The 21,288-nt window shown below is 65.6% G+C and carries 19 protein-coding genes; 5 read left to right on the top strand and 14 right to left on the bottom strand.

Translation table 11 applies throughout. The features are described from left to right. Positions 1–299: 299 nt before the first annotated feature. Together GTP90_RS16850 and GTP90_RS16845 are read left to right on the top strand one after the other, a co-directional pair. Entirely contained in the window at positions 300–2,891 is a 2,592-nt protein-coding gene (locus GTP90_RS16850) for a glycoside hydrolase family 3 C-terminal domain-containing protein (protein ID WP_371875071.1), read from the top strand. A gap of 102 nt (positions 2,892–2,993) precedes the next feature. After that, the gene (locus GTP90_RS16845; RefSeq protein ID WP_161084646.1) at positions 2,994–5,954 is read left to right on the top strand and encodes a TonB-dependent receptor; all 2,961 of its coding nucleotides are present in this window, start codon (positions 2,994–2,996) and stop codon (positions 5,952–5,954) included. Between the two features lie 71 nt (positions 5,955–6,025). On the opposite strand, the gene GTP90_RS16840 is transcribed toward GTP90_RS16845, so the two are convergent. Together GTP90_RS16840 and GTP90_RS16835 are read right to left on the bottom strand one after the other, a co-directional pair. Continuing rightward, positions 6,026–8,413 carry a glycoside hydrolase family 3 N-terminal domain-containing protein gene (locus GTP90_RS16840; protein WP_161084645.1) on the bottom strand — a complete coding sequence of 796 codons (2,388 nt, stop codon included), beginning with the start codon at positions 8,411–8,413 and terminating at the stop codon, positions 6,026–6,028. 103 nt (positions 8,414–8,516) lie between these two features. Continuing rightward, a complete protein-coding gene (locus GTP90_RS16835; RefSeq protein WP_161084644.1) occupies positions 8,517–9,647 on the bottom strand; it encodes an endo-1,4-beta-xylanase in 1,131 nt (376 codons plus the stop codon). A 140-nt stretch (positions 9,648–9,787) separates the two neighbouring features. On the opposite strand from GTP90_RS16835, the gene GTP90_RS16830 reads away from it, so the two are divergent. After that, complete coding sequence (locus GTP90_RS16830) at positions 9,788–10,831, top strand: LacI family DNA-binding transcriptional regulator (RefSeq protein ID WP_254451904.1); 1,044 nt, start codon at positions 9,788–9,790, stop codon at positions 10,829–10,831. Here GTP90_RS16830 and GTP90_RS16825 read toward each other — a convergent pair. The 10 genes from GTP90_RS16825 to GTP90_RS16785 all read right to left on the bottom strand — a co-directional run bounded on the left by GTP90_RS16825 (position 10,828) and on the right by GTP90_RS16785 (position 18,336). Beyond that, positions 10,828–11,847, bottom strand: coding sequence for a cupin-like domain-containing protein (locus GTP90_RS16825; RefSeq protein ID WP_161084642.1), 1,020 nt, complete (start codon positions 11,845–11,847; stop codon positions 10,828–10,830). The two genes, GTP90_RS16830 and GTP90_RS16825, sit on opposite strands and share 4 nt — an antisense overlap. Before the next feature lie 124 nt (positions 11,848–11,971). After that, positions 11,972–12,565, bottom strand: a complete 594-nt coding sequence (locus GTP90_RS16820) for a TetR/AcrR family transcriptional regulator (protein WP_254451903.1) — start codon at positions 12,563–12,565, stop codon at positions 11,972–11,974. 55 nt (positions 12,566–12,620) lie between these two features. Continuing rightward, positions 12,621–13,601 carry an SLAC1 family transporter gene (locus GTP90_RS16815; protein ID WP_161084641.1) on the bottom strand — a complete coding sequence of 327 codons (981 nt, stop codon included), beginning with the start codon at positions 13,599–13,601 and terminating at the stop codon, positions 12,621–12,623. A 79-nt stretch (positions 13,602–13,680) separates the two neighbouring features. After that, positions 13,681–14,028 carry a carboxymuconolactone decarboxylase family protein gene (locus tag GTP90_RS16810; protein WP_161084640.1) on the bottom strand — a complete coding sequence of 116 codons (348 nt, stop codon included), beginning with the start codon at positions 14,026–14,028 and terminating at the stop codon, positions 13,681–13,683. Positions 14,029–14,104: 76 nt separating this feature from the next. Continuing rightward, on the bottom strand, positions 14,105–14,809 hold the full coding sequence (locus GTP90_RS16805; RefSeq protein WP_117012598.1) for a type 1 glutamine amidotransferase domain-containing protein: 705 nt from the start codon (positions 14,807–14,809) through the stop codon (positions 14,105–14,107). Positions 14,810–15,001: 192 nt separating this feature from the next. Further along, a complete protein-coding gene (locus GTP90_RS36435; protein ID WP_175048115.1) occupies positions 15,002–15,166 on the bottom strand; it encodes a hypothetical protein in 165 nt (54 codons plus the stop codon). Positions 15,167–15,231: 65 nt separating this feature from the next. After that, the gene (locus tag GTP90_RS16800) at positions 15,232–16,263 is read right to left on the bottom strand and encodes an alcohol dehydrogenase (RefSeq protein ID WP_161084639.1); all 1,032 of its coding nucleotides are present in this window, start codon (positions 16,261–16,263) and stop codon (positions 15,232–15,234) included. 5 nt (positions 16,264–16,268) lie between these two features. Continuing rightward, entirely contained in the window at positions 16,269–17,381 is a 1,113-nt protein-coding gene (locus tag GTP90_RS16795) for a flavin monoamine oxidase family protein (protein ID WP_175048117.1), read from the bottom strand. A gap of 2 nt (positions 17,382–17,383) precedes the next feature. Next, on the bottom strand, positions 17,384–18,052 hold the full coding sequence (locus GTP90_RS16790) for a cupin domain-containing protein (protein WP_161084638.1): 669 nt from the start codon (positions 18,050–18,052) through the stop codon (positions 17,384–17,386). Between the two features lie 5 nt (positions 18,053–18,057). After that, a complete protein-coding gene (locus GTP90_RS16785; RefSeq protein ID WP_161084637.1) occupies positions 18,058–18,336 on the bottom strand; it encodes a hypothetical protein in 279 nt (92 codons plus the stop codon). A 128-nt stretch (positions 18,337–18,464) separates the two neighbouring features. Here GTP90_RS16785 and gcvA point away from each other — a divergent pair, with 128 nt between their 5' ends. Continuing rightward, a complete protein-coding gene (gene gcvA / locus GTP90_RS16780) occupies positions 18,465–19,430 on the top strand; it encodes a transcriptional regulator GcvA (RefSeq protein WP_161084636.1) in 966 nt (321 codons plus the stop codon). Here gcvA and GTP90_RS36430 read toward each other — a convergent pair. Further along, complete coding sequence (locus tag GTP90_RS36430) at positions 19,367–19,636, bottom strand: putative quinol monooxygenase (protein ID WP_175048114.1); 270 nt, start codon at positions 19,634–19,636, stop codon at positions 19,367–19,369. The two genes, gcvA and GTP90_RS36430, sit on opposite strands and share 64 nt — an antisense overlap. Positions 19,637–19,669: 33 nt before the next feature. On the opposite strand from GTP90_RS36430, the gene GTP90_RS37590 reads away from it, so the two are divergent. Next, the gene (locus tag GTP90_RS37590; protein WP_371875070.1) at positions 19,670–19,792 is read left to right on the top strand and encodes an AraC family transcriptional regulator; all 123 of its coding nucleotides are present in this window, start codon (positions 19,670–19,672) and stop codon (positions 19,790–19,792) included. On the opposite strand, the gene GTP90_RS16770 is transcribed toward GTP90_RS37590, so the two are convergent. Continuing rightward, on the bottom strand, positions 19,765–21,261 hold the full coding sequence (locus GTP90_RS16770) for an FAD-dependent monooxygenase (RefSeq protein WP_161084635.1): 1,497 nt from the start codon (positions 21,259–21,261) through the stop codon (positions 19,765–19,767). The two genes, GTP90_RS37590 and GTP90_RS16770, sit on opposite strands and share 28 nt — an antisense overlap. Positions 21,262–21,288: the final 27 nt, after the last annotated feature.

Genomic DNA, 21,288 nt, shown 5'->3' with positions numbered 1-21,288 from the left:
GATCGGACCATGGACCGCCGCCGGCGTCAAGCGCAAGCGGATTTCCACAATCCACTCATCTGCCCACCGCAAAGGCGATCGGCGCAACCGGCGCGCCCTCCCTGTGATATCAATTTCGATATCAAGCGCGAAAAAAAAGTGATTGGTTAATTGATAATGCAAGGACTACATTTGTCGTATTAAAAAATGTTACCGCAAACATTTTTAGCTTCACTAACATGAAGGCTAACATGCGACATAAAAAGGCCCGCCTACAGGGCCGAACAGGAGACACGTATCGCGGATGGAAGCGCTTGGCCGTGCAGGCCCTGGTGCTGGCTGCTGCCATTCCGCTTCCCGTCCACGGCGCAGACGTGCGCGGTGACGCCCAGGCGCACGCCCACCGCCTGGTGGCGCAACTGACGCTGGACGAAAAGATCAATCAGTTGCTGAACGTGGCGCCCGCCGTGCCGCGCCTGGGCATCCCGGCCTACAACTGGTGGACCGAGTCGCTGCACGGCGCACTGGGGCCGCTGCCCACCACCAACTTCCCCGAACCGATAGGCCTGGCCGCCAGTTTCGACGCGCCGCTGCTGCACCAGGTGGCCGCCGCCATCAGCACCGAAGTGCGGGCCCTGCACACGCTGGGCCGCGAGACCGGGCACCTGGGACGCATCGGCACCGGGCTCGACACTTGGTCGCCCAACATCAACATCTTCCGCGACCCGCGCTGGGGACGCGGCCAGGAAACCTATGGCGAGGACCCTTACCTGACCGCGTCGCTGGGCGTCGCTTTCATCCGCGGCATCCAGGGCGGCAATCCGGACCTGCCCGACGTGATCGCCACGCCCAAGCACTTCGCCGTGCACAGCGGCCCGGAATCGACACGCCATGCGGCGAACGTGTTCGTTTCCGCGCATGATCTCGAGGACACCTATCTGCCGGCCTTCCGCGCCGCCATTGTCGATGCCAAGGCCGGCTCCATCATGTGCGCCTACAACCGCATCAACGGCCAGCCGGCCTGCGGCAGCGAGCTGCTGATGCAGCAGCATCTGCGCGGTGCCTGGGGCTTCAAGGGCTATGTGGTTTCCGATTGCGACGCGGTGACCGACATCTCGGAACGCCACAAGTACGCCGCCGACCCCGCCGCCGCCGTGGCGGTGGCGCTGAAGGCCGGCACCGACAACGAGTGCAATACCAAGACCCTGGGCGAAACGCCGGGCCTGGCGGAGCGCTATCGCGAAGCCTGGCAGCGCGGCCTGATCAGCATGGCCGACATCGACCAGGCCCTGGTGCGGCTGTTCTCGGCGCGCTACCGCAACGGCGACCTGGCCGGCCTGCCGCAGCGCCAGGCCCATGCGGTGCCGGTCAGCGCCATCAACACGCCCGCGCACCAGGCACTGGCGCTGCAGGCGGCCACGCGCAGCCTGGTGCTGCTGAAGAACGACGGCGTGCTGCCGCTCAAGCCGGGACTGAAACTGGCGCTGATCGGCCCGCTGGCGGACGCCACCCGCGTCCTGCGCGGCAATTACTCGTCGACCCAGTCGGCGCCGCCGGTATCGGTGCTGGAGGGCTTGCGCCGCGTGCTGCCGCAGGCGCGGATCACGCTGGCGCCGGCCGGCGCCTCGATCACCGATGGCGATCCGGTGCCGGCCTCCGCCCTGCGCGCGCCGGATGGACAGCCGGGCTTGCGCGTCGAGTACTTCAACCGCAACGGTGAACAATACGACAGCAAGCCGGCGCTGAGCGTCAACGAACCGGGACTCGAGGCGCACGGCCTGCAATTCAAGGCGGTCGCCGATCATCACAAGGTCACCTGGGATGGCGAGCTGAGCGTTCCGGAAAGCGGCTTGTACCGGCTGGGTGTCAGCGGCGTCAAGGGTGCGCTGAAGGCAGGCGGCAAGGCGCTGGTCGAGGCCAGCGAGTATTCGCAATGGGGCGAGCCGCTGAAACTGACCACGGTGCGGCTGGAACAAGGCCAGCGCTATCCGCTGCACTTCGAGGCGGAGTCCGGCGGCAGCGGCGTGCCCGGCCTGTTCTGGAAGCGCATCTCCAGCGACGCCGATGCCGACCTGCGCCGCGCCACCGCGGACGCCGACGTGATCGTTGCCGTGGTCGGCCTGACGTCGGACCTGGAAGGCGAGGAAATGGCGATCAAGGTGGACGGCTTCGAGGGCGGCGACAAGACATCGCTGGACCTGCCGGCCGAGCAGCGGCAACTGCTGGAACGCGCCAAGGCGCTGGGCAAGCCGCTGGTGGTGGTGCTGATGAACGGCAGCGCGCTCGACCTGTCGTGGGCCAAGGACAACGCCGCCGCCATCCTGGAGGCCTGGTATCCCGGCCAGTCGGGCGGCCTGGCGATTGCCGATGTGCTGACCGGCCGCGCCGATCCGGGCGGCCGCCTGCCGCTGACCTTCTACCGCAACGTGGCCGACCTGCCGCCGTTCGACGACTACGGCATGCGTGGCCGCACCTACCGCTACTACAACGGCACGCCGGTCTATGCCTTCGGCGCCGGGCTCAGCTACACGAGCTTCGGCTACGCGCCGCTGCACATCGCGCCGGTGGATGGCGCGCCGGAAAACGGCGTGACGGTGACCACGCAAGTGACCAACACCGGCGGCCGCGACGGCGACGAAGTGGCGCAGCTGTACCTGACGCCGCCGGCCTTCGAGGGTGCGCCACGGCTGGCGTTGCGCGGCTTCCAGCGCGTCACGCTGAAGGCGGGCGAGAGCCGCAAGATCAGTTTCCGCCTGACGCCGCGCGACCTGAGCTTTGTCACGCGCGACGGCCAGCGCCAGCTGACACCGGGACAGTACCAGCTGAGCGTGGGTTCCGGGCAGCCCGGCACGGGCGTGGCGGGACAGCAGGCGCCCATGGAACTGAAGCGCACCGTGTCATTGCAGCGATGACAGGGAGCGGCTAAACATCAACCGTTACAAGGAGAGAAGCGACCGGACATCAAACCGTTAGACCACGTACAAGCAACTCAATATAAAAAATACGGAGACTTTATGCAGAAACCTTTTCAACGTCGTTTGATGTACCTGGCCGTTGCCAGTGCATGCAGCGCGCTGGCCATGCCCGGCCACGCACAGCAGGCGCCAGTTCCCGGCACCGAAGGCCCGCAAGTTATCGTGACAGGCATCCGTGCCAGTATGCAGTCAACCCTGAACCTGAAGCGCAACTCGGACGGCATCGTCGATGGCATCGTTGCCGAAGACATGGGCAAGTTCCCCGATACCAACCTGGCCGAATCGCTGCAGCGGATTTCCGGCGTCTCGATCGACCGCAGCAATGGCGAAGGGCAGAAAGTCACCGTGCGTGGCCTGGGTCCGGACTTCAACCTGGTGCTGCTGAACGGCCGCCAGATGCCCACCACCGACCTGAGCGATTTGTCCGGCCGGTCGTTTGACTTTTCGAACCTGGCGTCGGAATCGATTTCGCAACTGCAGGTGTACAAAACCGGCCGCGCCGACAGCCCGACCGGCGGCATCGGCGCCACCATCAACGTGGTCACCGGCCGTCCGTTCGACAATCCCGGCATGCACTCCAGCATCGGCGTCAAGGCGGTCAAGGACACCTCGAACGACCATCTGCCTGCTGGCGTGAAGGGCGACAGCGTCACCCCGGAAGTGTCCGGCATCTACTCGAACACCAGCGCCGACGGCCGCTTTGGCGTGTCGTTGAGCGCCAGCTTCCAGTCGCGCGATTCCGGCTTCAACCGCGCCGGCCTGTTCAACGGCTACCAGGGTCCGTATCTGGGATCGGCGGTCATCGACGGACAGACCCTGCCGCAGCCTGGCAAGCCCGGCTCGCAGAACATCACCAATCGTCCGGCACAGGACGCGCTGTATTCGATTCCACAAAATATGAACTACAACGTTGCCGCGGTCCAGCGGCAGCGCACCAACGGCCAGCTGACCTTCCAGTTCCGCCCGGTGAAGGACCTGACCACCACGGTCGACTACACCTATTCGGAAAACAAGATCCAGACCAAGCGTAACGAACTCAGCGTATGGTTCGCGCAGACGCCGACCTCGACCAGCAGCTGGCCGAGCGGCCACGTGGTCAGCCCGCTGACCTATTCGGAGGTCTACCCGACGCCGCAGGATATCTCGGTGGTGGGCAGCGACTTCGCCACCAAGACCAAGAACCAGTCGATCGGCTTCAACGCCGCCTGGAAAGTCCGCCCAGGCCTGAAGCTGGAGTTCGACGCCCACCACTCCACCGCCGAGTCGGGCTCGGACAGCCCGTTCGGCAGCGAGAACGCGCTGTCCAACGCCAGCTTCAGCCGTGGCACGACCAAGGTCGACTTCACCCACGAGCTGCCGATCCTGAGCATGCCGGCCGCCAACCTGGCCGCCGCGCCGATCCAGGCCGCCGGGTCGTGGTTCCACAACGGCTACGAGAAATCGGTCATCAAGCAGGCGCAGGCAAAAGGCAGCCTGCAGTTGATGGAGGCATCCGAGCTGAACTTCGGCGTCGGCTATACCGACACCACCAACCGCTCGACCTTCTCCAATGTGCAGAACAACACCTGGGGCGGCGCGACCAAGGCGTCGGACTATCCGGCCAGCCTGTTCCAGGCCAATTCCCTGCCCTCGTTCTTCAACAAGCTGGGCGGCGCCAACTCGCCCGACCTGTTCGCCACGCTGTACACCTTCGACTTCGCCAAGGTGCGCCAGGTGACCGCGAACGCGGTGGGCAACCAGGCCGCGTATCTTCCTAACTTCGGCGTTCCCGACACCGACCGCACGCTGCAGGAAAAAACCACGTCGGCCTACCTGTCCCTCAGCAGCGATTGGGATCTCAAGATTCCGGTCCACACGTCGGTCGGGGTGCGGGTGGAACGTACCCAGGTCAGCTCGGTCGCCCAGGTGCTGCCGGCCAGCGCGGTGGTGTGGGTGGCGCAGAACGAGTTGCCGCTGACCTTCGGCGGCCAGGCATTCAGCAACACCGATGCGTCCTACACCAACGTGCTGCCGGCCCTCAACCTGGATGCCGACCTGCGCAGCGACATGAAGCTGCGGGCCAGCCTCGGCGCCACCATCGGCCGCGCGCGCTACGATCAGCTGCAAGGCGGGCTGACGCTGGGCACCATCGCCAACGTCTTCACCGGCGGCAGCGCCTCGGTCGGCAACCCGGCGCTGAAGCCGGTCAAGTCGAAGAACCTGGATCTCTCGTGGGAATGGTATTACAACAAGCAGAGCCTGTTGTCGCTGGCGTTCTTCCGCAAACAGCTGGACAACTACGCCGGCCAGACCCTGGTCTCGCAGACGCTGTACGACCTGCACACGCCGATCGGCGGCGCCTACTACAAGGCTGCGTTGTCGAACGGCTGCGGCGCCGCCGATACCAACTGCATCCGCAATTACATCCTGGGCCACTTCGACGGCCAGCCAGGCGTGAAGAAAACCGGGGTCAAAGGCGATGGCATGCTGGACGGTACCATCACCGGCCTGTCGACCGACCCGCTGCTCAACTTCCAGACCACCACCTATGCCAACCAGAAATCGGCCAACGTCAGTGGCGCCGAGGTCAACGTGCAGCACATGTTCGGCGAAAGCGGTTTCGGTGTGCAGGCGAACTACACGTACGTGCACTCGCCGCTGAAGTACAACAACGCCGACGTCAACGACCAGTTCGCCATTCTCGGCTTGAGCAACTCAGCCAACGTGGTGGGCATCTTCGAGAACAAGCAATGGTCGGTGCGGGTGGCGTACAACTGGCGCGACGAGTTCCTGGCCGCGACAGTCGACGGCAACAACCGCGCGGCGCCGGTGTACACCGACGCCTACGGTCAGGTCGACGTCAGCGTGGGCTACAACTACAACAAGAACCTGAGCTTCCAACTTGAGGCGATCAACCTGAACGATGCCACCCAGCGCCAGCATGGCCGCACGTTCGCATCGACCTTGAATGTGACGCAGGCCGGACCGCGTTACATGATCGGCGCGCGCTACAAGTTCTAAGCACTACACCATCGTCTCGCGGCCACGCTCGTGGTCTTAGCCGCTCCCCGTAAAGGGAGCGGCTTTTTTGCTTATGACACCATCAGCTTGACGGATTTCAGCTGCACGCTGTCCGGGCCGGCATGGATGGTAAAACTGCCCGGCTCGACGACCCGCTTCATGTCGATGTTGTAGAACCACAGATCGGCCGGCGTGATGTCGAAGGACAGCGTGCGTTGCTCGCCCGGTTGCAGCGTCACGCGCTTGAAGGCCTTCAGCTCCAGCACCGGACGGGTGACCGAGCTGACGTCGTCGCGGATATAGATCTGCACCACTTCGTCGCCGGCCAGCTTGCCGGTGTTGCGCACGTCCACTTCGACCCTGGTCGATTCGCCGGCATGGATGCTGGCCTTGGCCAGGCGCGGCGCCGAGATGTCGAAGCTGGTGTAGCTCAGGCCGAAGCCGAAGGGATACAGCGGCTTGGTCACGCCGTCGATGTAGCCGCGGCGCGCGGAAGGCTTGTGGTTGTAGAACACCGGCAGCTGGCCGACGCTGCGTGCGATCGACACCGGCAGCTTGCCGCCCGGGTTGGCGCGGCCGAACAGCAGGTCGGCGGCGGCGTGGCCGGTTTCCTGGCCCATGTACCAGCCTTCGATCAGCGCGTCGGCCTTTTCCGCCAGCAGGTTGACCGACAACGGGCGGCCGTTCAGCAGGAACACCACGGTCGGCTTGCCCAGCGCGAAAATGGCGCGCGCCAGGTCGTTCTGCTGGCCCATCAGGTCCAGGCTGTCGCGGTCGCCCAGGTGGTTGTCGGCCCAGGCCTCGCGGCTGGTCTGCTCGTTGTCGCCGAGGACCATGATGATGGTGTCGGCCGACTTGGCCGCCTCCACCGCCTCGGCGATCAACCTGGCGTTGACGTCCGGCGCCGTGAACCTGATCTCGTCCGCGCCCCAGACGTGGCCTTCGGTGATGCGCACGCCTTCCGCGTAGCGCAGTTCAAAACCCTGTGCCCGGCTCTCGGCCAGCAAGCCGTCGTGGATCGACACCACATGGCGCGGCACATCGGAATAGCCGCCGATCGGGCAGTCCTTGGCGTGGGTGCCGAGCAGCAGCACCTTGCCGACCTTCTTCGGATCCAGCGGCAGCAAGCCCTTGTCGTTCTTCAGCAGCACCGGCGTACGGGTCGCGGCGCGGCGCGCCAGCGCGACCGCTTCCGGCGTCGCGGTCAGGCCGTCGGCGGCCTTGGCATCCACATAGGGCTGTTCGAACAGGCCGGCCAGGAATTTCAGTTCCAGGATGCGGCGCACGACGGCATCGATTTCTTTTTCGGCGATCTTCTTTTCGCGCACCAGTTCGCCCAGCGTCTTGTAGGCCAGGCCGTCCGGCGTTTCGATATCCACGCCGGCCTTGAAGGCAACCAGCGCGGCCTCCTTCGGCGTGGCGGCCAGCTTGTGGCGGCTGATCAACTCGTTGATGCCGAAATAGTCCGACACCGTCACGCCCTTGAAGCCCCACTCCTCGCGCAGCACCTTGGTCAGCAGCCAGCGGTTGGCGTGCGAGGGGACGCCGCCGATCTCGTTATACGACGGCATCACGGCGCTGATAGGGGTTTCCTTGACCAGCTTCTCGAACGGCGGGAAGAACTCCTCGCGCAGCGTGCGCTCGCTGACTTCGGCCGGGCCGATGTTGGTGCCGCTCTCCGGCTGGCCGTGTCCGGTCATGTGCTTCAGCGTGGCGAATACCTTGTCCTTGCCCAGCTGTCGCGATTCGCCCATGAAGCCCAGAACGGCCGCCTTGCCCATCTCGCCACACAGGTGCGGGTCTTCACCGTAGGTTTCCTCGATGCGGCCCCAGCGCGGCTCACGCGCCACGTCCACCACCGGCGCCAGCGCCAGGTTGGCGCCGCGCGCGCGCATCTCGCGCGCGGCGGCGCTGAACACGTCGCGCACCATGCCGGTATCGAACGACGACGCCAGGCCGATCGCCTGCGGGAAGCTGGTCGCGTCGCGGGCCACGTAGCCGTGCAGCGACTCCTCGTGCATCAGCAAGGGGATGCCGAGGCGGGTTTGCTCGAGTGCCCATTTCTGCATGGCGTTCACATAGGTCGCGGTTTCAAACGCATTGCGGTTGCCCACCGCACCGGTGTCGCCGGCGCCGGCCGCCTGCCCCACCTGGCGGTCGGACGGACGCGCCACCATGCCCAGGCCGTGCGGGTAAAGCCGCATCGCCTTCTCGGCGGAGAATTCGTTCTGCGCGTCCTGGATCAGCTTCTTGTCCTGCCAGATGCACTGCATCTGCGCGACCTTCTCGTCCAGCGTCATGCGGCCCAGGAGATCGTCCACCCGCCTGGCGAGCGGCAGCGACGCATCCTTGTAAGGCGGGCGCGCGCTGGCGCCCAGCGCCATCGCCGGCGCGAGCGATGCCGCGCCGGCCAGGCCGGTCATCGATTTGAGGAACTGCCTGCGCTTGTCGTTACTCATCTTGTCTCCTGGTTTTTGTTAGGCGGTATGACGCCATTAACTCAAAATGAATAGCGCTACCATTTCCCAGTGTGATCGAATGAGATTGCCAAGTCAACACGTCTTAGCCAGGCGCGCCGGACCTGGGCGACATGGCCTTGATGGCGTTCGCGATGGCTGTGCGCAGCGGCTTGCCGTTCAGCCGGCTGTCGAAAGGCGCGGGCCGCATGGGCAAGCCATCCAGCCGCGGCGCCTCCTTCCACCCTTGCAGCCAATTCATGTGATCGGCCATGCCCCACATCACGAAGTCGCGGCAGTTCGGGTAGCTGAAGGTCACATCCAGATAGTCCTTGGCCAGCGCCGCCACGCCCGCATCGCGCGCCGCGATATCGGCCGGCAGCTTGCGGTCGTTGACATCGAATTCGGTGACCAGCAAATCCAGTCCCATGCCGCTCACCTCGTCGAGGAACTTGCGCCACTCCAGCAGGCCCTTGCTGCCCGGTCCCATCTCATCCCATGAACCGATATGGCTCTGCAGCCCCAGCGCCTGTACCGGCGTGCCGCGCGCCTTCAACGCCTGCAGCAGCTTCAGCACGCCGGCGCGATGCCTGGCGCTGCCGTCGTCGGGCCGCATGTAGTCGTTGTAGACCAGCTGCGCCTGCGGCGCGTGCTCGCGCGCCAGCCGGAACGCCAGGTCGATCTCCTCGACGGCCCCGAGGCGCTCGGTCAGCACGTTCTGCCGCAGCGCGCCGTCGGCCGGATCGACGGCCTCGTTGACCACGTCCCAGCTATGGACCTGCGCACCGAAGTGCTTGCAGACGGCGCCGATATGCTCGCGTATCAGCCGCTCCGCCGCCAGCGCGGGCCGCGCGCCGAAGTCGTATCGATTGATCCACGCCGGCTGCCACCTGGCCGTCTGCCACAGCAGGTTATGCCCGCGTATCAGCATGCCCTGCTCCCTGGCCCAGGCGAACATCCGGTCGGCCGGTTCGTAGTTGGCTTGTCCCTGGCGCGGTTCCAGCGCAGGCCATTTGCATTCGTTCTCCGCGACGATGACATTGCACTCGCGCGCCATCAACGCCAGGTAGGCGGGATCGCGGAAGCTCGCCGCGCCGATCGCGTTGCCGACGTTGAGGCCTTTGCGCTTGCCGAGCGCCTTCAACGATTCCGCTTGGTCGGCGGCGGACACGCCGCTCAATGGCATCAGGCCGGCGCCGGCCAGCAAGGCCAGGGTATTTCTACGAGAAATCGTCATCGACAGGCTCCATGGTGAAAATGTTTGCTAACACTCGTGGCATAATCAAAATGTTACAACACAAGGTTAGCAAAAGGCCGATGGCAAGCATCAAGGTGAAATCCAAACCCGCAACGGGTTCCCGGTCGGGGGCGCCGACGATGATCGACGTCGCCAAGCTGGCCGGCGTTTCGCCGATGACCGTGTCGCGCGTGATGAACGGCGACACCCGTGTCCGCGAAGTCACCCGCAACCGCGTCGGCAAGGCAGTGGCGGCGCTGAACTACGTGCCCAACCAGGCCGCGCGCCGTTTGGCGGGAGCGCCGCCCATCCGCGTCGGCTTCTTGTACAGTAACCCAAGCGCCGGCTACCTGAGCGAATTGCTGGTGGGCCTGTTGAACCAGGCCAGCCCGAACAACGTGCAACTGCTGGTGGAAAAATGCGAGGCCGACGACCAGGTCGCCGACCAGGCGCGCCGCATGATCGCCAACGGCATCGACGGCATCATCCTGCCGCCGCCGCTGTGCGACACGCCGAACCTGATCGATGCCATCGCCGCTTCCGGCACGCCGGCCGTCACGGTGGCCTGCGGCAGCCCGGACGATCGCGTCTGTGCCGTCAGCATCGACGACTTCCACGCGGCGCACGCGATGACCAACCACCTGATCTCGCTGGGCCACCAGCGCATCGGCTTCATCATCGGCCATCCCAACCAGACCGCCAGCGCACGCCGGCTGGCCGGCTTCCAGGCCGCCATCGCGGAAAAGCGCGCGCAAGCCGGGCCGGAGCTGATCGTCCAGGGACTGTTCACCTACCGCTCGGGCCTGGACGCAGCCGAGACCTTGCTGGGACTGGAACAACGCCCCACCGCCATCTTCGCCAGCAACGACGACATGGCGGCGGCGACGGTGGCCATCGCCCATCGGCTGGGACTGGATGTGCCGGGCGACCTGACGGTGGCAGGCTTCGACGATACCGCGCTGGCGACCACCATCTGGCCGGAGCTGACCACCGTGCGCCAGCCCATCACCGACATGGCGGCGGCGGCGGTGCAGTTCCTGGTCAGGCAGATCAACGCCCAGCGCGACGGCGAGGACGAGGCGCCGGAGCATGTGGTGATGGACTACAAGCTGATACGGCGCCAATCCGACGCCGCTCCACGGATGCGCCCGGTCACCAAGATCGCGGGCAAGCTCAAGGTTTAACGCCGCATCATATTCAACAACTGCGCGCGCAGCCTGCGGGCCGCGTCGCCATCGAACGGCGCCAGCACCCCGCGCGCATGCGGCGGAATATGGCCGGCTTCGCCGCCATCGCTGTCGAACACGTAATGGCGGAAGATCTCCTGCCACGCCTGCCGCTGCGCCGGCGGCAGTTCGCGCAGCGTCATCAGGGCCAGCAGCAGCGTGTTGACCGGCGTGTCCATATAGTCGGGCGATTGCCGCCACCAATAGTTGACCAGCACGTTGAAGCTGTCCAGCGCCTCGATGTGATGCCACCACATGCTGGGAATGAAGAGCGCGTCGCCGGCTTCCAGTTCGGCCGTCTGCGCGTGTTCGAGCGCGGTGGCGAATTTGGGGAAGGCGGCGAAATCGGGCGCGGCGAAGTCGACCAGGCTGATCGCCTGGCCGGCCGGCGTCAGGTCCAGCGGGCCGATGTACAGATTGGCCAGTTGGTCCGGCGGGAACAAGGTGAAGCGTCGGCGCCCGGCCGCCACGCACGCCAGGTTATCCGGCAAGTCGTAGTGCGCCGGGATGCGCGTGCGGTTGCCCACCCAGATGCTGGCCAGGGCATCGCGCGTGCCCAGGTCGATATCGTTCTCCGCGCGAAAGCCCGGCAGGCAGGCGTCGATGGTGGTCGAGCCGACATAGAAGGTGGGCGGCTGCTTGTCATCCAGGTGCTCGCGCAGCGCGTCGAGCACGGCGTCGAAGCGGACCCGCACCGACGTGAAATTGAAGCCGCTCATATCGGCGTTGTAGAAGAAACGCCCGCCGATGTCGGGCGCGCCATGCATCGCGTTGACGCTGGCGTCGCGGTAGAAGCGGCGCAGATAGGCGTCGGCGGCCTGCGGCGAGGATTGCGCGGCGCGCACCATCGGCCACGCCGCCGCCAGGCCGCGCAACACCAGCGGCTGCGTCGCCGCCAGGATGGCGTCCGTCAAACCGTCCGGGCTGACGCCGTGGAGTTCGCGTATCGGCTTGGCGGCCTGATGGTTGCCCAATGTTGTCGTCTCCGATTGGCTGCTATGTATTGTCCTTTACCCAGTGTAAAAGGGTTGAAAAGTTATTGTCAATAAAAACCATCGACAATGATATGCGCAACCATTGGGGGCAATTCGTGGAACGCTAGCGCAGCGAGGCCAGGAACACCTCGGCGACATGTTGAGGACCCTGGTCGATTTGACGTCCACGTCCCAGCAACATGCTGCCCTCCAATGCGGACAACAGGTAATCGGCCAGCATCCCCGGCGGACACTTGAGCTGGATCTCTCCGGCCTGGGCGCCCTGCTTCAGCACGTCCGCCAGCCACGCGGCGTTATGCTCGAAGAAACGTCTCACCTCGACCTGCACCACGTCGGGAATCGCATTGGATTCGGCGCCGAGCATTCCGCAAATGCACAGGCTCCGGCCGGTGGCATAGGTTTCCGAAAACAGATCGCAATACGCTTGCAGCCGGCCGGCCGCCGTCGCGTGATGCCGGCCTATCTCCTCCAGCCGCTCCGTGAAGCGATGCGTGTAGCGCTGAACGACAATCACACCCAGCTCGCCCTTGGTCGGAAAGTGGTGATGCACACTCGGCTTGCGTATGCCCACCATCCGCGACACATCCTCATACGAGAAGCCGTTGTAGCCCACGCTCCGGATCAGGCTTTCCGCCGCGTCGACGATGCGTGCCGCCGCCGGCGTAATTTCGCTGAAGTGCTTCATCTGCTTCGTCATCCCCGGTGAGCCTGCCATCTAGTTGGCAGGATTGTATAGAGCCGTTTTTTCAACGTCAAACCACGGCGGCGGGAAGCAGCCGGCCTTGCCACGCAAGGCGCACGGTCCCGAGCAGCAGACCGCCGACGACCAGGCTGGCGCCGGCCAGCGTCAACGGGGCCAGCACCGCGGTCAGCGTGCCCGGCGACCGTTCATGCAGGCGCAGCGTCAAGTTGGCCAGCGCCGCCACGCCAAAGCTGAACGACCAGTACGACGGCGCGAAGCGCTGCTGCATGATCCACGGCAGCAGGCGCAACGCGAGGGCAGCCTGGTACAAGCCATAGCCCAACAGCATCTGCACGAAAAAGTCGGCCGACTCCGGCCGCAGGCTGGTATAGCAGACGCCGGCCACGACCGCCGGCGCGAGCTGTATCCCCAACAGCGGCCGCTGCGCCTCGGGCAACGGCGTGTGCGTGGCGGCGCGGCCGAGTATCATCGACTCCAGCGCCAGCCATGAAAACATGCCGGCGCCGAAAAATAGTACGCCAAGCTCGCTGCACCCAAACGCCGCGCTGGACATTCCAGCCACCAGGTTCTGCCCCACCGCCGGCAGGTAGACCGCCGCGGTAACGTTCGCCGGAGGGTGGCCGCCTTTCCAGAAGCGCCCGTATATCCACAGCCCCAACACCATCTGCCAGGCCAGCGCGGCGGCCCACAGCGCCAGCCCCGCCGGCCGCGACCAGGCAAGCAGCGCCACCGAGGCCAGCATGGTCGATATCGGCCCCAACGTCGCCAGCGACGAAATCACCGGATCGTACAGCTCCGCCAGCGCGGCATCGCGGCGCGCCCACCACTTGCACAGATAGGCCAGCAGCAGCACCGCCCAGATCAGCAGCCCCGCCGCACCAAGCCAGTGCGATGGATGCGCCATGTCGGGCCATAGCCGCCCCGCCACCAGCCACGCCTGCGACAGCGCCAGCACGCCGACGGCCATGCCGAAGAAGGCGACCGGCACGCCGGCCAGGCGATCGATAGATTCGGACACGGGATTCGGCATTGTTTTTCCTTTGAAGATGCGACAACGCGCACGGTCCGTCAGCGGGACCATGCGCGCCAGTCAACCAAGCTCAACAGTATCACGCGCCCTGCTGCAGGGCGGCGTGGGCTTCCAGCACGCGCGCCGTGTAGGTCAGTGCGGCGCCCGCGTTCAGCGCGATCGCCACGCCCAGCGCTTCGGAGATTTCCTCCAGCGAGGCGCCGTGTTCAACCGCCTTCTTGGTGTGAACGGCGATGCAGCCATCGCAGCGCGTGGTGACCGCCACGGCCAGCGCGATCAACTCATGCATTTTCGGTTCCAGCTTGCCGGTCTTGAGGGCGGCGCCTTCGACGGTTGCCAGGCCGCGCATGACGTCCGGGGTGATCTTGGCGTAGTCGCCCACTTTGGCCACCAGCGCGTCGCGATATGCGTTCCAGTCCTGCATCATGATGTGTACTCCCTTCGAGGTTGTAAGACCCGCGCCTTCAGGCGGCGCGGGCCGGGCGGGTTTGCGTTACGCTTGCTTACGCTTTGAGGCGGTCGGCCAGTGCCTGGGCCAGTGGAGCGGCGGAGGCAGGGCTCTGGCCTGTCATCAGCGGACCGTCCACCACCACGTTCGGCTCCCAATTGGCCTTGCTCAGGTAGTTGGCGCCACGGTTCTTCAGTTCGTCTTCCAGCGAGAACAGCAGGTGCTTGTCCAGCTCGATCTCGGCATCTTCGGCGTTCTTGAAGCCGGTCAGGCTCACGCCCTTGACCAGGTATTCGCCGTTGTCCTTCTTGACGTCACGCAGGATGGCCGGTGCGTGGCACACCATCGCGATCGGACGCTGGGCGGCGTGGAAGTCCTTGATCAGCTTGAGCAGGAACGAGTCCGACGCCAGGTCCCACAGCAGGCCGTAGCCGCCTGGCACGAACAGCGCGTCGAAGCCGGTGTAGTCGATGTTGCGCAGCTTGCGGGTGTTCTTGGCGGCGTACAGTGCCACCGGATCCTTCAGGAAGCGCTCGGTGTACTCGGTGGTGAACGGTACTTTGTGGCTCAGCAGGTCGATCGGCGCTTCGCCACCCTGCGGCGAAGCCAGCACCACTTCGTAACCGGCTTCGGTCAGGATGTAGTACGGCGCGGCCACTTCGGTGAACCAGGTGCCGGTGTGCTTGCCGCTGATGCCCATTTCGTCCAGCGAGCTCATCACCAGCAGTACGCGTTTTTGTTTGTTTCCAGTTGCTTTCATGATCTTACCCTTTCGATAAAGCGCTTACATACCAACTAGTAGGTAGGTTTCTGCGCGAAAAAAATACCATCACCGCCACCCGAAGAAAAACTACTTGGAGCCATTACCGCGTTGCGTTGACAGGTACCCATTATGTCCTTGCAGAGCCTGATAAACAAACCACTTAATCTGTCAGGAACTGAAAGAAAAACTTTATGCTTCAGCCGTCAACAGGCCGATGGAGGAGAATCCCAGGTGATGCATAAACTCACGCAGGATCAACAGCGTGGCGGCAAACGCGTTGTCGTCGGGGATGCCTTCGTGCGCCGCCGGTTTCCCCTGTATGACCGCCGCCAGGCCGGGAGCGTATCGATGCATAGTGCTGAGAGATATTCATAGTTGTTCAACGCATGGTGCGCGGATGGCGATATAGTCGTGGTGCTTCATCGCGATGCCGGCTTCATCGTCAGCACCATCCGGAATTTGACGTCGCCCGACTTCATCCGGCTGTAGGCCTCGGCGGCCTGCTCAAGCGGCATGATCTCGATGCGCGGCCGCACGCCGGCCAGCACGCTGAAGTCCAGCGTCTTTTCATTGTCGTATGGCGAGCCGGTAATCGAGCCTTGCACGCTGCGCTCGCCCACCACCAGATGGCCAGTCGAGACCGGCAGCGGATCCTTGCCGGCGCCCAGCACCACCAGCCGTCCGCCCGGCGCCAGGCCGCCCATCAACGCCGCCACGGTGGTGGCATGGGCCACGGTCGTGACGATGGCTTGCGCGCCGCCCATGGCTCGCAGCTCGGCCGCCGCGTCCGCCACATTGCTGTCGATGTAGAGATGCGCGCCCAGCTCCAGCGCATCCTGGACGATGTCGCCGCCACGTCCCACGGCGACCACGCGGAAGCCCATGCGCCGCGCATATTGCAGGGCCATGTGCCCCAGTCCGCCAATGCCCAGGATCACCACCGTATCGCCGGCCTGCGCGCCGCTCTTCTTGAGCGCGCTGAACGTGGCCAGCCCGGCGCACAGGATCGGCGCGGCTTCCTCCGCATCGAGCTGATCCGGAATGGAGACCAGTCCGGTGGCGCGGGCCAGCATCATCTCGGCATAGCCGCCGTCGCGCGAGGCGCCGACGAAGGGCTGGTTCTGGCACAACTGGAAATGGCCCTGGCGGCATTGAACACATTCATTGCAGTGCCCGCCCAGCCGGCCCACGCCCACCCGCTGGCCGACCTTCCAGATGCCAGGCGTATGCTCGCCCAGCGCCGCGATGCGGCCCACCACTTCATGGCCCGGCACGCGCGGCGGTTGCTGCGCCGGATCGGCGCCCTCGATGTCGCCAGTGTCGGCGCCGCAGATGCCGCAGGCCTCCACCTCGATCAGGACTTCGCCGATGCCGGGTGCCGGCGTAGGACGTTCCACCAATTCCAGCACGCCGGGCCGGCTGATCTGCATGGCACGGTATGTTTGCTTCATGGTCGTTACTCCTTGGATGTTAAGTGGTTCACGCCGATTGCGGCCGCTTCGATGGCGCCCGCGACATAACCGGGGAAGCGCGGCGACCATTCGCTTGCGATGCCGGTCAGACGTCCCTGCCATGGACCGGAGCTGGCGGCCGCAGCCGGTGCGTGACCGTGATCGCCGCCGCCGTCCAGATCGGCGGCCGTGGCGGTCCAGCGATCCTGTGCCCAGTCCTTGATGATCTCGACGCGCGGCGCCGCCGCCTGCGGCCCGAACAGGCGGGTCAGCTGCGCCCGGCACAGCGTCAGCAGCGCGTCGTCGGACAGGCGCTGGCGGGTGCGCGCCGGCACACCCAGGAAGCCGAACAAGGCCCCGCTGCCATCGGGCATCGAGGCGTCATGGATCTCGCCCATCGGTCCGCTGCCGCTGCGCGCCGAGCCGGACAAGCCCTGCCCGCGCCAGAACGGCGTGTCGTAGATGGCGAGGTACTTCGCGTGCGGCGCCATCCAGGTCGCCGTCCCGCGCCACTCGCGCGCCAGCGGTGCAGGCAGGGCCGGCTCGAACGCGATGGCGCCGGCGGCCAGGCGCGGCGGCAAGGCCAGCAGCACATGCGCGGCACGCCAGGTCGTGACGTGGCCGCTGGCGTCTTCGCTGTCGAGCTCGACGTGCGTGTCGGTGTTGCGCACGCGGCGCACGGCCTGGCCGGTGACGATGCGCGTGCCGTCGAGCGTGGCGTGCAAGGCGTCGGTCAGCGCATTCATGCCGCCGACCAGGCGCATCGATTGCGGCGCGCTGACGTAGCCGCGCATGCGCACCGGCGCCTCGCCCGGTGCGCGCTCGACCATCATGTCGCCTTCGTCGTGCTGGGCGAAGCGTTGCAGGCCCAGCTCATCGATAAGCTCATGCAGTTCGCGCTGATGGTCGGGCCAGAACCAGGTGGGGCCGAGGTCGAAGCGGTCGATGGCGGCGGCTGCGCCCGATGTACCGGGCGCGTGCACGGCGGCGATGCGGCCGCCGATGACGTCCCGCGCCTCCAGCAGGACCACGTCGCGGATGCCACGGCGCTCCAGCAAGTGCGCGGCGTACAGGCCGCTCAATCCCGCGCCGACGATGACGATGCGTGCGTGTTCCATGCTTATCCTTTCAAGCCCATGTTGGCCAGATGGCGGACCTTCAGATAGACGGTCGCCCCCTGTTCGCCCGCGACGATGGCGGGCAGGGCTCCCGCGGGCAAGCGCATCCAGCTGCGCGGCGCGTAGGTTTGCTGCTGCGCCACCACATCGCCTTCCAGCACCAGCAGTTCCATTCCATCCTCGGCGTCGGCCAGCAGCGCGTCATGCGGCGCAAGGCGTTGCAGGCTGACCTGTTCCGACGCGTCGGAAAACAGCGGACAAATCTCGCGGCCCTGCTCGGCATGCCAGGATGCCGGATCGCGCGTATCGATGCGCACGTAGGGTTGCTCCGGCGTCGACATCTGCCGCAGCTTCACAAAGATGATGGCGCCTTCGCCACTGGACGGCTGATGGCTGGAGCCCGGCGGATTGCGCAGGTACCAACCGGCGGGATAGTCCAGGCCACCTTCCGAGAAGGTGCCGTCGAGGACCAGTATTTCCTCGCCACCGGGATGCTGATGGCGCGGGAACGAGGAATGCGGGGCGTAGCGCACGATGCTGGTGGCGCGGGCCTTCTCGGCCCCGACACGATCGAGCATCACGCGCTCCACGCCGTCCTGAGGCGAGGCCACCCATTGATACTGATGGGGCGCCATCGCGACGGGACGGGAGAAGTCGGCGTTGATCAGCATGGCGTTTAGCTTGCGTAGATGCGCACGTCGGGCGCGGCGTCGAGCAATGGCATCAGGCCGCCCACCACGTCGGCGTTGAACAGTGCGCTTTGCAGATAGGCGTTGGCGTGTTCCACGGTGTCGAAACCGTGCAGCACTTGTACGTCCTCATCGCGGGCCAGCAGTTCCTTGGATTTCGCGCCGGCGATGGTTTCGAGGAACGGCGCCTTGTATTTCTGGTAGACGGCTGCTGCGGCGGCGCGGTTGGCGTTGGCGATCTTGAGGGTGATTTGCAGGTAGGCCATGGTGAGCTCCAGTTGAGTTAAGAAAAACCATTGTGCGCCGCCCGGACCGCCCGGACAAATCAGATTAACTGCTAGTCGTTGAAAGAAAATGTTTATCGTAAAAATTGCCCGGCGCGTAGAATGACCTCATGAAAACACCTATCCACCTGAACGCCTTGCGCGCATTTGAAGCCAGTGCCCGGCACCAGAGTTTTTCGGCGGCCGCTGCGGAACTCAACGTCACACCGGCGGCGGTCGGCCAGCTCGTGCGCACCCTGGAAGACTGGCTTGGCGCGCCCCTGTTTCACCGTAACGCCGGCGGCAAGTCACGGCTGCTGACCACCGAGACCGCCGAGCGCGCCCTGCCCGACCTGCGCGCCGGCTTTGACAAGCTGGTGTCCGGCCTCGAACGCCTCAAGGAAGGCGGCCTTGCCGGCGTGCTGACGGTGACGGTCAGCCCGGCCTTCGCCGCCAAATGGCTGTTGCCGCGTATCGAAAGATTCCACGCCATCTGCGCGGATACCGATGTGCGCCTCGATACCAATCTCAAGGCCGTGGACTTCGTCGCCCAGCGCATCGACATCGGCGTGCGATACGGCACCGGAAGCTGGCCGGGACTGACGGCGGACAAGCTGCTGGACGAGGAAATCTATCCCGTCTGCTCGCCGGAATTCCTGCGCAAGAACCCGCGCTTGCGCAAACCGGCGGACCTCGCGCAGCACATGCTGATCCACGACTTGTCGATGGACGGCCATGCCGATTTCCCCACCTGGGACGCATGGCTGCGCAAAGCTGGCGTCAGCAACGCCGCCGCCTCACGCGGCATGAAGATCAACAACTCGGCGGCGGTGCTGCAGGCAGCGGCGGAAGGCCAGGGCATCGCCCTCGCCCGCAGCGTGATGGCGCGTGACGACATCGCCTCCGGACGGCTGGTGCGCCTGTGCGGCGACATCAGCTTCCAGTCGCCGCTGGCCTACTACATCGTCTACCGGCCCGAATCGGCCAACTTGCCGAGGCTGGCGACGTTTCGCCGCTGGCTGCTGGAGGAGGCTTACTTAACGCCTTTGGCGACCACCAGCTTCAGCGGGGAGATATCCAGCGGGGACGCCAGGTAAGGCGGCACCGTCGCCATGATTTGCGCGGCGGCGGCATCCTTGTAATGCGCGTCGCGGCCGGCGGCGTCGGTAAAGACATCAACGATATAAACGGTATGCGCTCCCAGCGATCCCTTTCTTTTTGAAGCCGAGAACATGGTCCGCCAGACGCCGGATCTGTTGACGGCAAGCGCCTTGGCTGCCTTGCTGGCGACCAGCGAGCGCAAGCTGCACCGGCGGTTGAAGGCCCTGGTCGGCGAATCACCCAGCAAAGCGGTTACGCCGATGAGAGCAGCTTCCGCCGCGCCTTCACCCGCTTCATGGGAATGAGTCCCAACGCGTACCGGCAATGGGTTCAGCAGAGAGAAGGAAGCGGCGCCTGAACGAACCAGCGGTGCAGCGCTTCCCGCAAACCGTTGATGCCGTCTTCTGCGGCGATCCAGGCTACGCAGGCATCGGGACGGATCAGCAGCGACGGCCCGGTCTCGATCGCGACGCAGCGTATTCGTGGCGTCGCGGCGGCAACCAGCCGGGACGCGGCGCCCTCGTTTGACGCGTCGAGCAGAACGCCCATGCCATCCTGCATGCAATCGTAAAGCGTCACGCCGGAGCCTGTCTCCCGGTCGCCCAGCAGGCGGCCCACGCCATCTTGTTCCGAGCCCAGGTCGTAACGGGTGGACAGCCCGCTCATCAAGCCGCCGATCAGCCGGTTGACGTCATCGAATTGCATCAGGTTGGCCATCAGGTCCCGCATCGCGCCCGCTTGCGGATCGGGCCGCATGATCGCGAGCTGGGCCAGGGTGTTGGCCAGCACCGCCTGGGCGGCGGGGCGCCGTTCGGCCGTGTAGGTCTCGAGCAGGCTGTCGGGCATTTCGCCGCGTATCACCGCCGCGAGCTTCCAGCCGAGATTGGCGGCGTCCACCAGGCCCAGGCTCATGCCCTGGCCGCCGAACGGCGTGTGGATATGCGCCGCGTCGCCGGCCAGCAGCACCCTGCCCTTGCGATAGCTGTCGACCAGGCGTGTGTTGTCGGTCCACCGGTTGCCGCTCTCCATCGTCCGCACGCGCACATCCGCGCCGCTCACACGGCGCAGCACGGCTTCAATCTCTTCGCAGGTGACTGGCTCCTGCCGGTCCTCCGGCGGACCGCTGAAGTCCAGCATGAACAACCGGCGCTGGAAGGCCCCGAACGAGAACACGCCGCCGGATGTACGCCGCCAGCCTGCCGGCAGCAGGCGGTCGGGATGGTCGATCTCGACCACGGCCTGGTAGAGCGTCAACGTGGGCGGCGTGCCGGGGAAGTCGAAGCCAGCCATCTTGCGGATGAGGCTGCGCCCGCCGTCGCAGCCGACCAGGTAGGAGCATTGGATGCGGCCCTCGCCAGCCGGCGCGGTCCACGCCACCTCGACGCCGTCCGCCTGCTGGTCAAAAGCGGTGACGTCGTGCTCGCGCCGCACCTCGATGCCCAGCGCGCGGGCGCGCTCGGCCAGCATGGCTTCGATGGCGTGCTGGTCCACCGGATGGGAACGGCGTTCCGGCTCCGCCTGCGCATCCTTGCGTATCAGCGACAGGCCGGCGAAATGCCCGCTGAATTTCGACGTGCGACCACGCAGCTCCGCCACCGCCGGCCCCATGGCCTCGAAGCTGCGCGCTTCGGCGGCGGCGATGGCCGCGCCCATGCCCCGGCGTCGCAGCGCTTCGCCGCCCAGCGGCCCGATTCCCAGGGCCTTGATGACCATGCTCGGGCTCGCCAAGCGCTCCAGCACCAGCACGCGCACGCCGCACAAGGTCAGCTCGATGGCGGTCAGAAGTCCAACCGGTCCCGCACCCACAACGATAACATCGACTTTCATATACTCAATCCCAATATGTACTCAGTA

The sequence above is a fragment of the Duganella vulcania genome, assembly GCF_009857655.1.
GTDB lineage: Bacteria > Pseudomonadota > Gammaproteobacteria > Burkholderiales > Burkholderiaceae_D > Rugamonas > Rugamonas vulcania.
Note: the sequence above shows the minus strand (reverse complement) of the source record. Positions and strands in the feature narration are given on the sequence as shown.

What these genes read in the sequence shown, in the direction of transcription:
- GTP90_RS16835 (WP_161084644.1), bottom strand. Translation starts at nt 9,647, where the DNA reads ATGACGATTTCTCGTAGAAATACCCTGGCCTTGCTGGCCGGCGCCGGC.
- GTP90_RS16840 (WP_161084645.1), bottom strand. Translation starts at nt 8,413, where the DNA reads ATGAGTAACGACAAGCGCAGGCAGTTCCTCAAATCGATGACCGGCCTG.
- GTP90_RS16810 (WP_161084640.1), bottom strand. Translation starts at nt 14,028, where the DNA reads ATGATGCAGGACTGGAACGCATATCGCGACGCGCTGGTGGCCAAAGTG.
- gcvA (WP_161084636.1), top strand. Translation starts at nt 18,465, where the DNA reads ATGAAAACACCTATCCACCTGAACGCCTTGCGCGCATTTGAAGCCAGT.
- GTP90_RS16770 (WP_161084635.1), bottom strand. Translation starts at nt 21,261, where the DNA reads ATGAAAGTCGATGTTATCGTTGTGGGTGCGGGACCGGTTGGACTTCTG.
- GTP90_RS16830 (WP_254451904.1), top strand. Translation starts at nt 9,788, where the DNA reads ATGATCGACGTCGCCAAGCTGGCCGGCGTTTCGCCGATGACCGTGTCG.
- GTP90_RS16805 (WP_117012598.1), bottom strand. Translation starts at nt 14,809, where the DNA reads ATGAAAGCAACTGGAAACAAACAAAAACGCGTACTGCTGGTGATGAGC.
- GTP90_RS16820 (WP_254451903.1), bottom strand. Translation starts at nt 12,565, where the DNA reads ATGACGAAGCAGATGAAGCACTTCAGCGAAATTACGCCGGCGGCGGCA.
- GTP90_RS16800 (WP_161084639.1), bottom strand. Translation starts at nt 16,263, where the DNA reads ATGAAGCAAACATACCGTGCCATGCAGATCAGCCGGCCCGGCGTGCTG.
- GTP90_RS16845 (WP_161084646.1), top strand. Translation starts at nt 2,994, where the DNA reads ATGCAGAAACCTTTTCAACGTCGTTTGATGTACCTGGCCGTTGCCAGT.
- GTP90_RS16785 (WP_161084637.1), bottom strand. Translation starts at nt 18,336, where the DNA reads ATGGCCTACCTGCAAATCACCCTCAAGATCGCCAACGCCAACCGCGCC.
- GTP90_RS36435 (WP_175048115.1), bottom strand. Translation starts at nt 15,166, where the DNA reads ATGCATCGATACGCTCCCGGCCTGGCGGCGGTCATACAGGGGAAACCG.
- GTP90_RS16795 (WP_175048117.1), bottom strand. Translation starts at nt 17,381, where the DNA reads ATGGAACACGCACGCATCGTCATCGTCGGCGCGGGATTGAGCGGCCTG.
- GTP90_RS16790 (WP_161084638.1), bottom strand. Translation starts at nt 18,052, where the DNA reads ATGCTGATCAACGCCGACTTCTCCCGTCCCGTCGCGATGGCGCCCCAT.
- GTP90_RS16815 (WP_161084641.1), bottom strand. Translation starts at nt 13,601, where the DNA reads ATGCCGAATCCCGTGTCCGAATCTATCGATCGCCTGGCCGGCGTGCCG.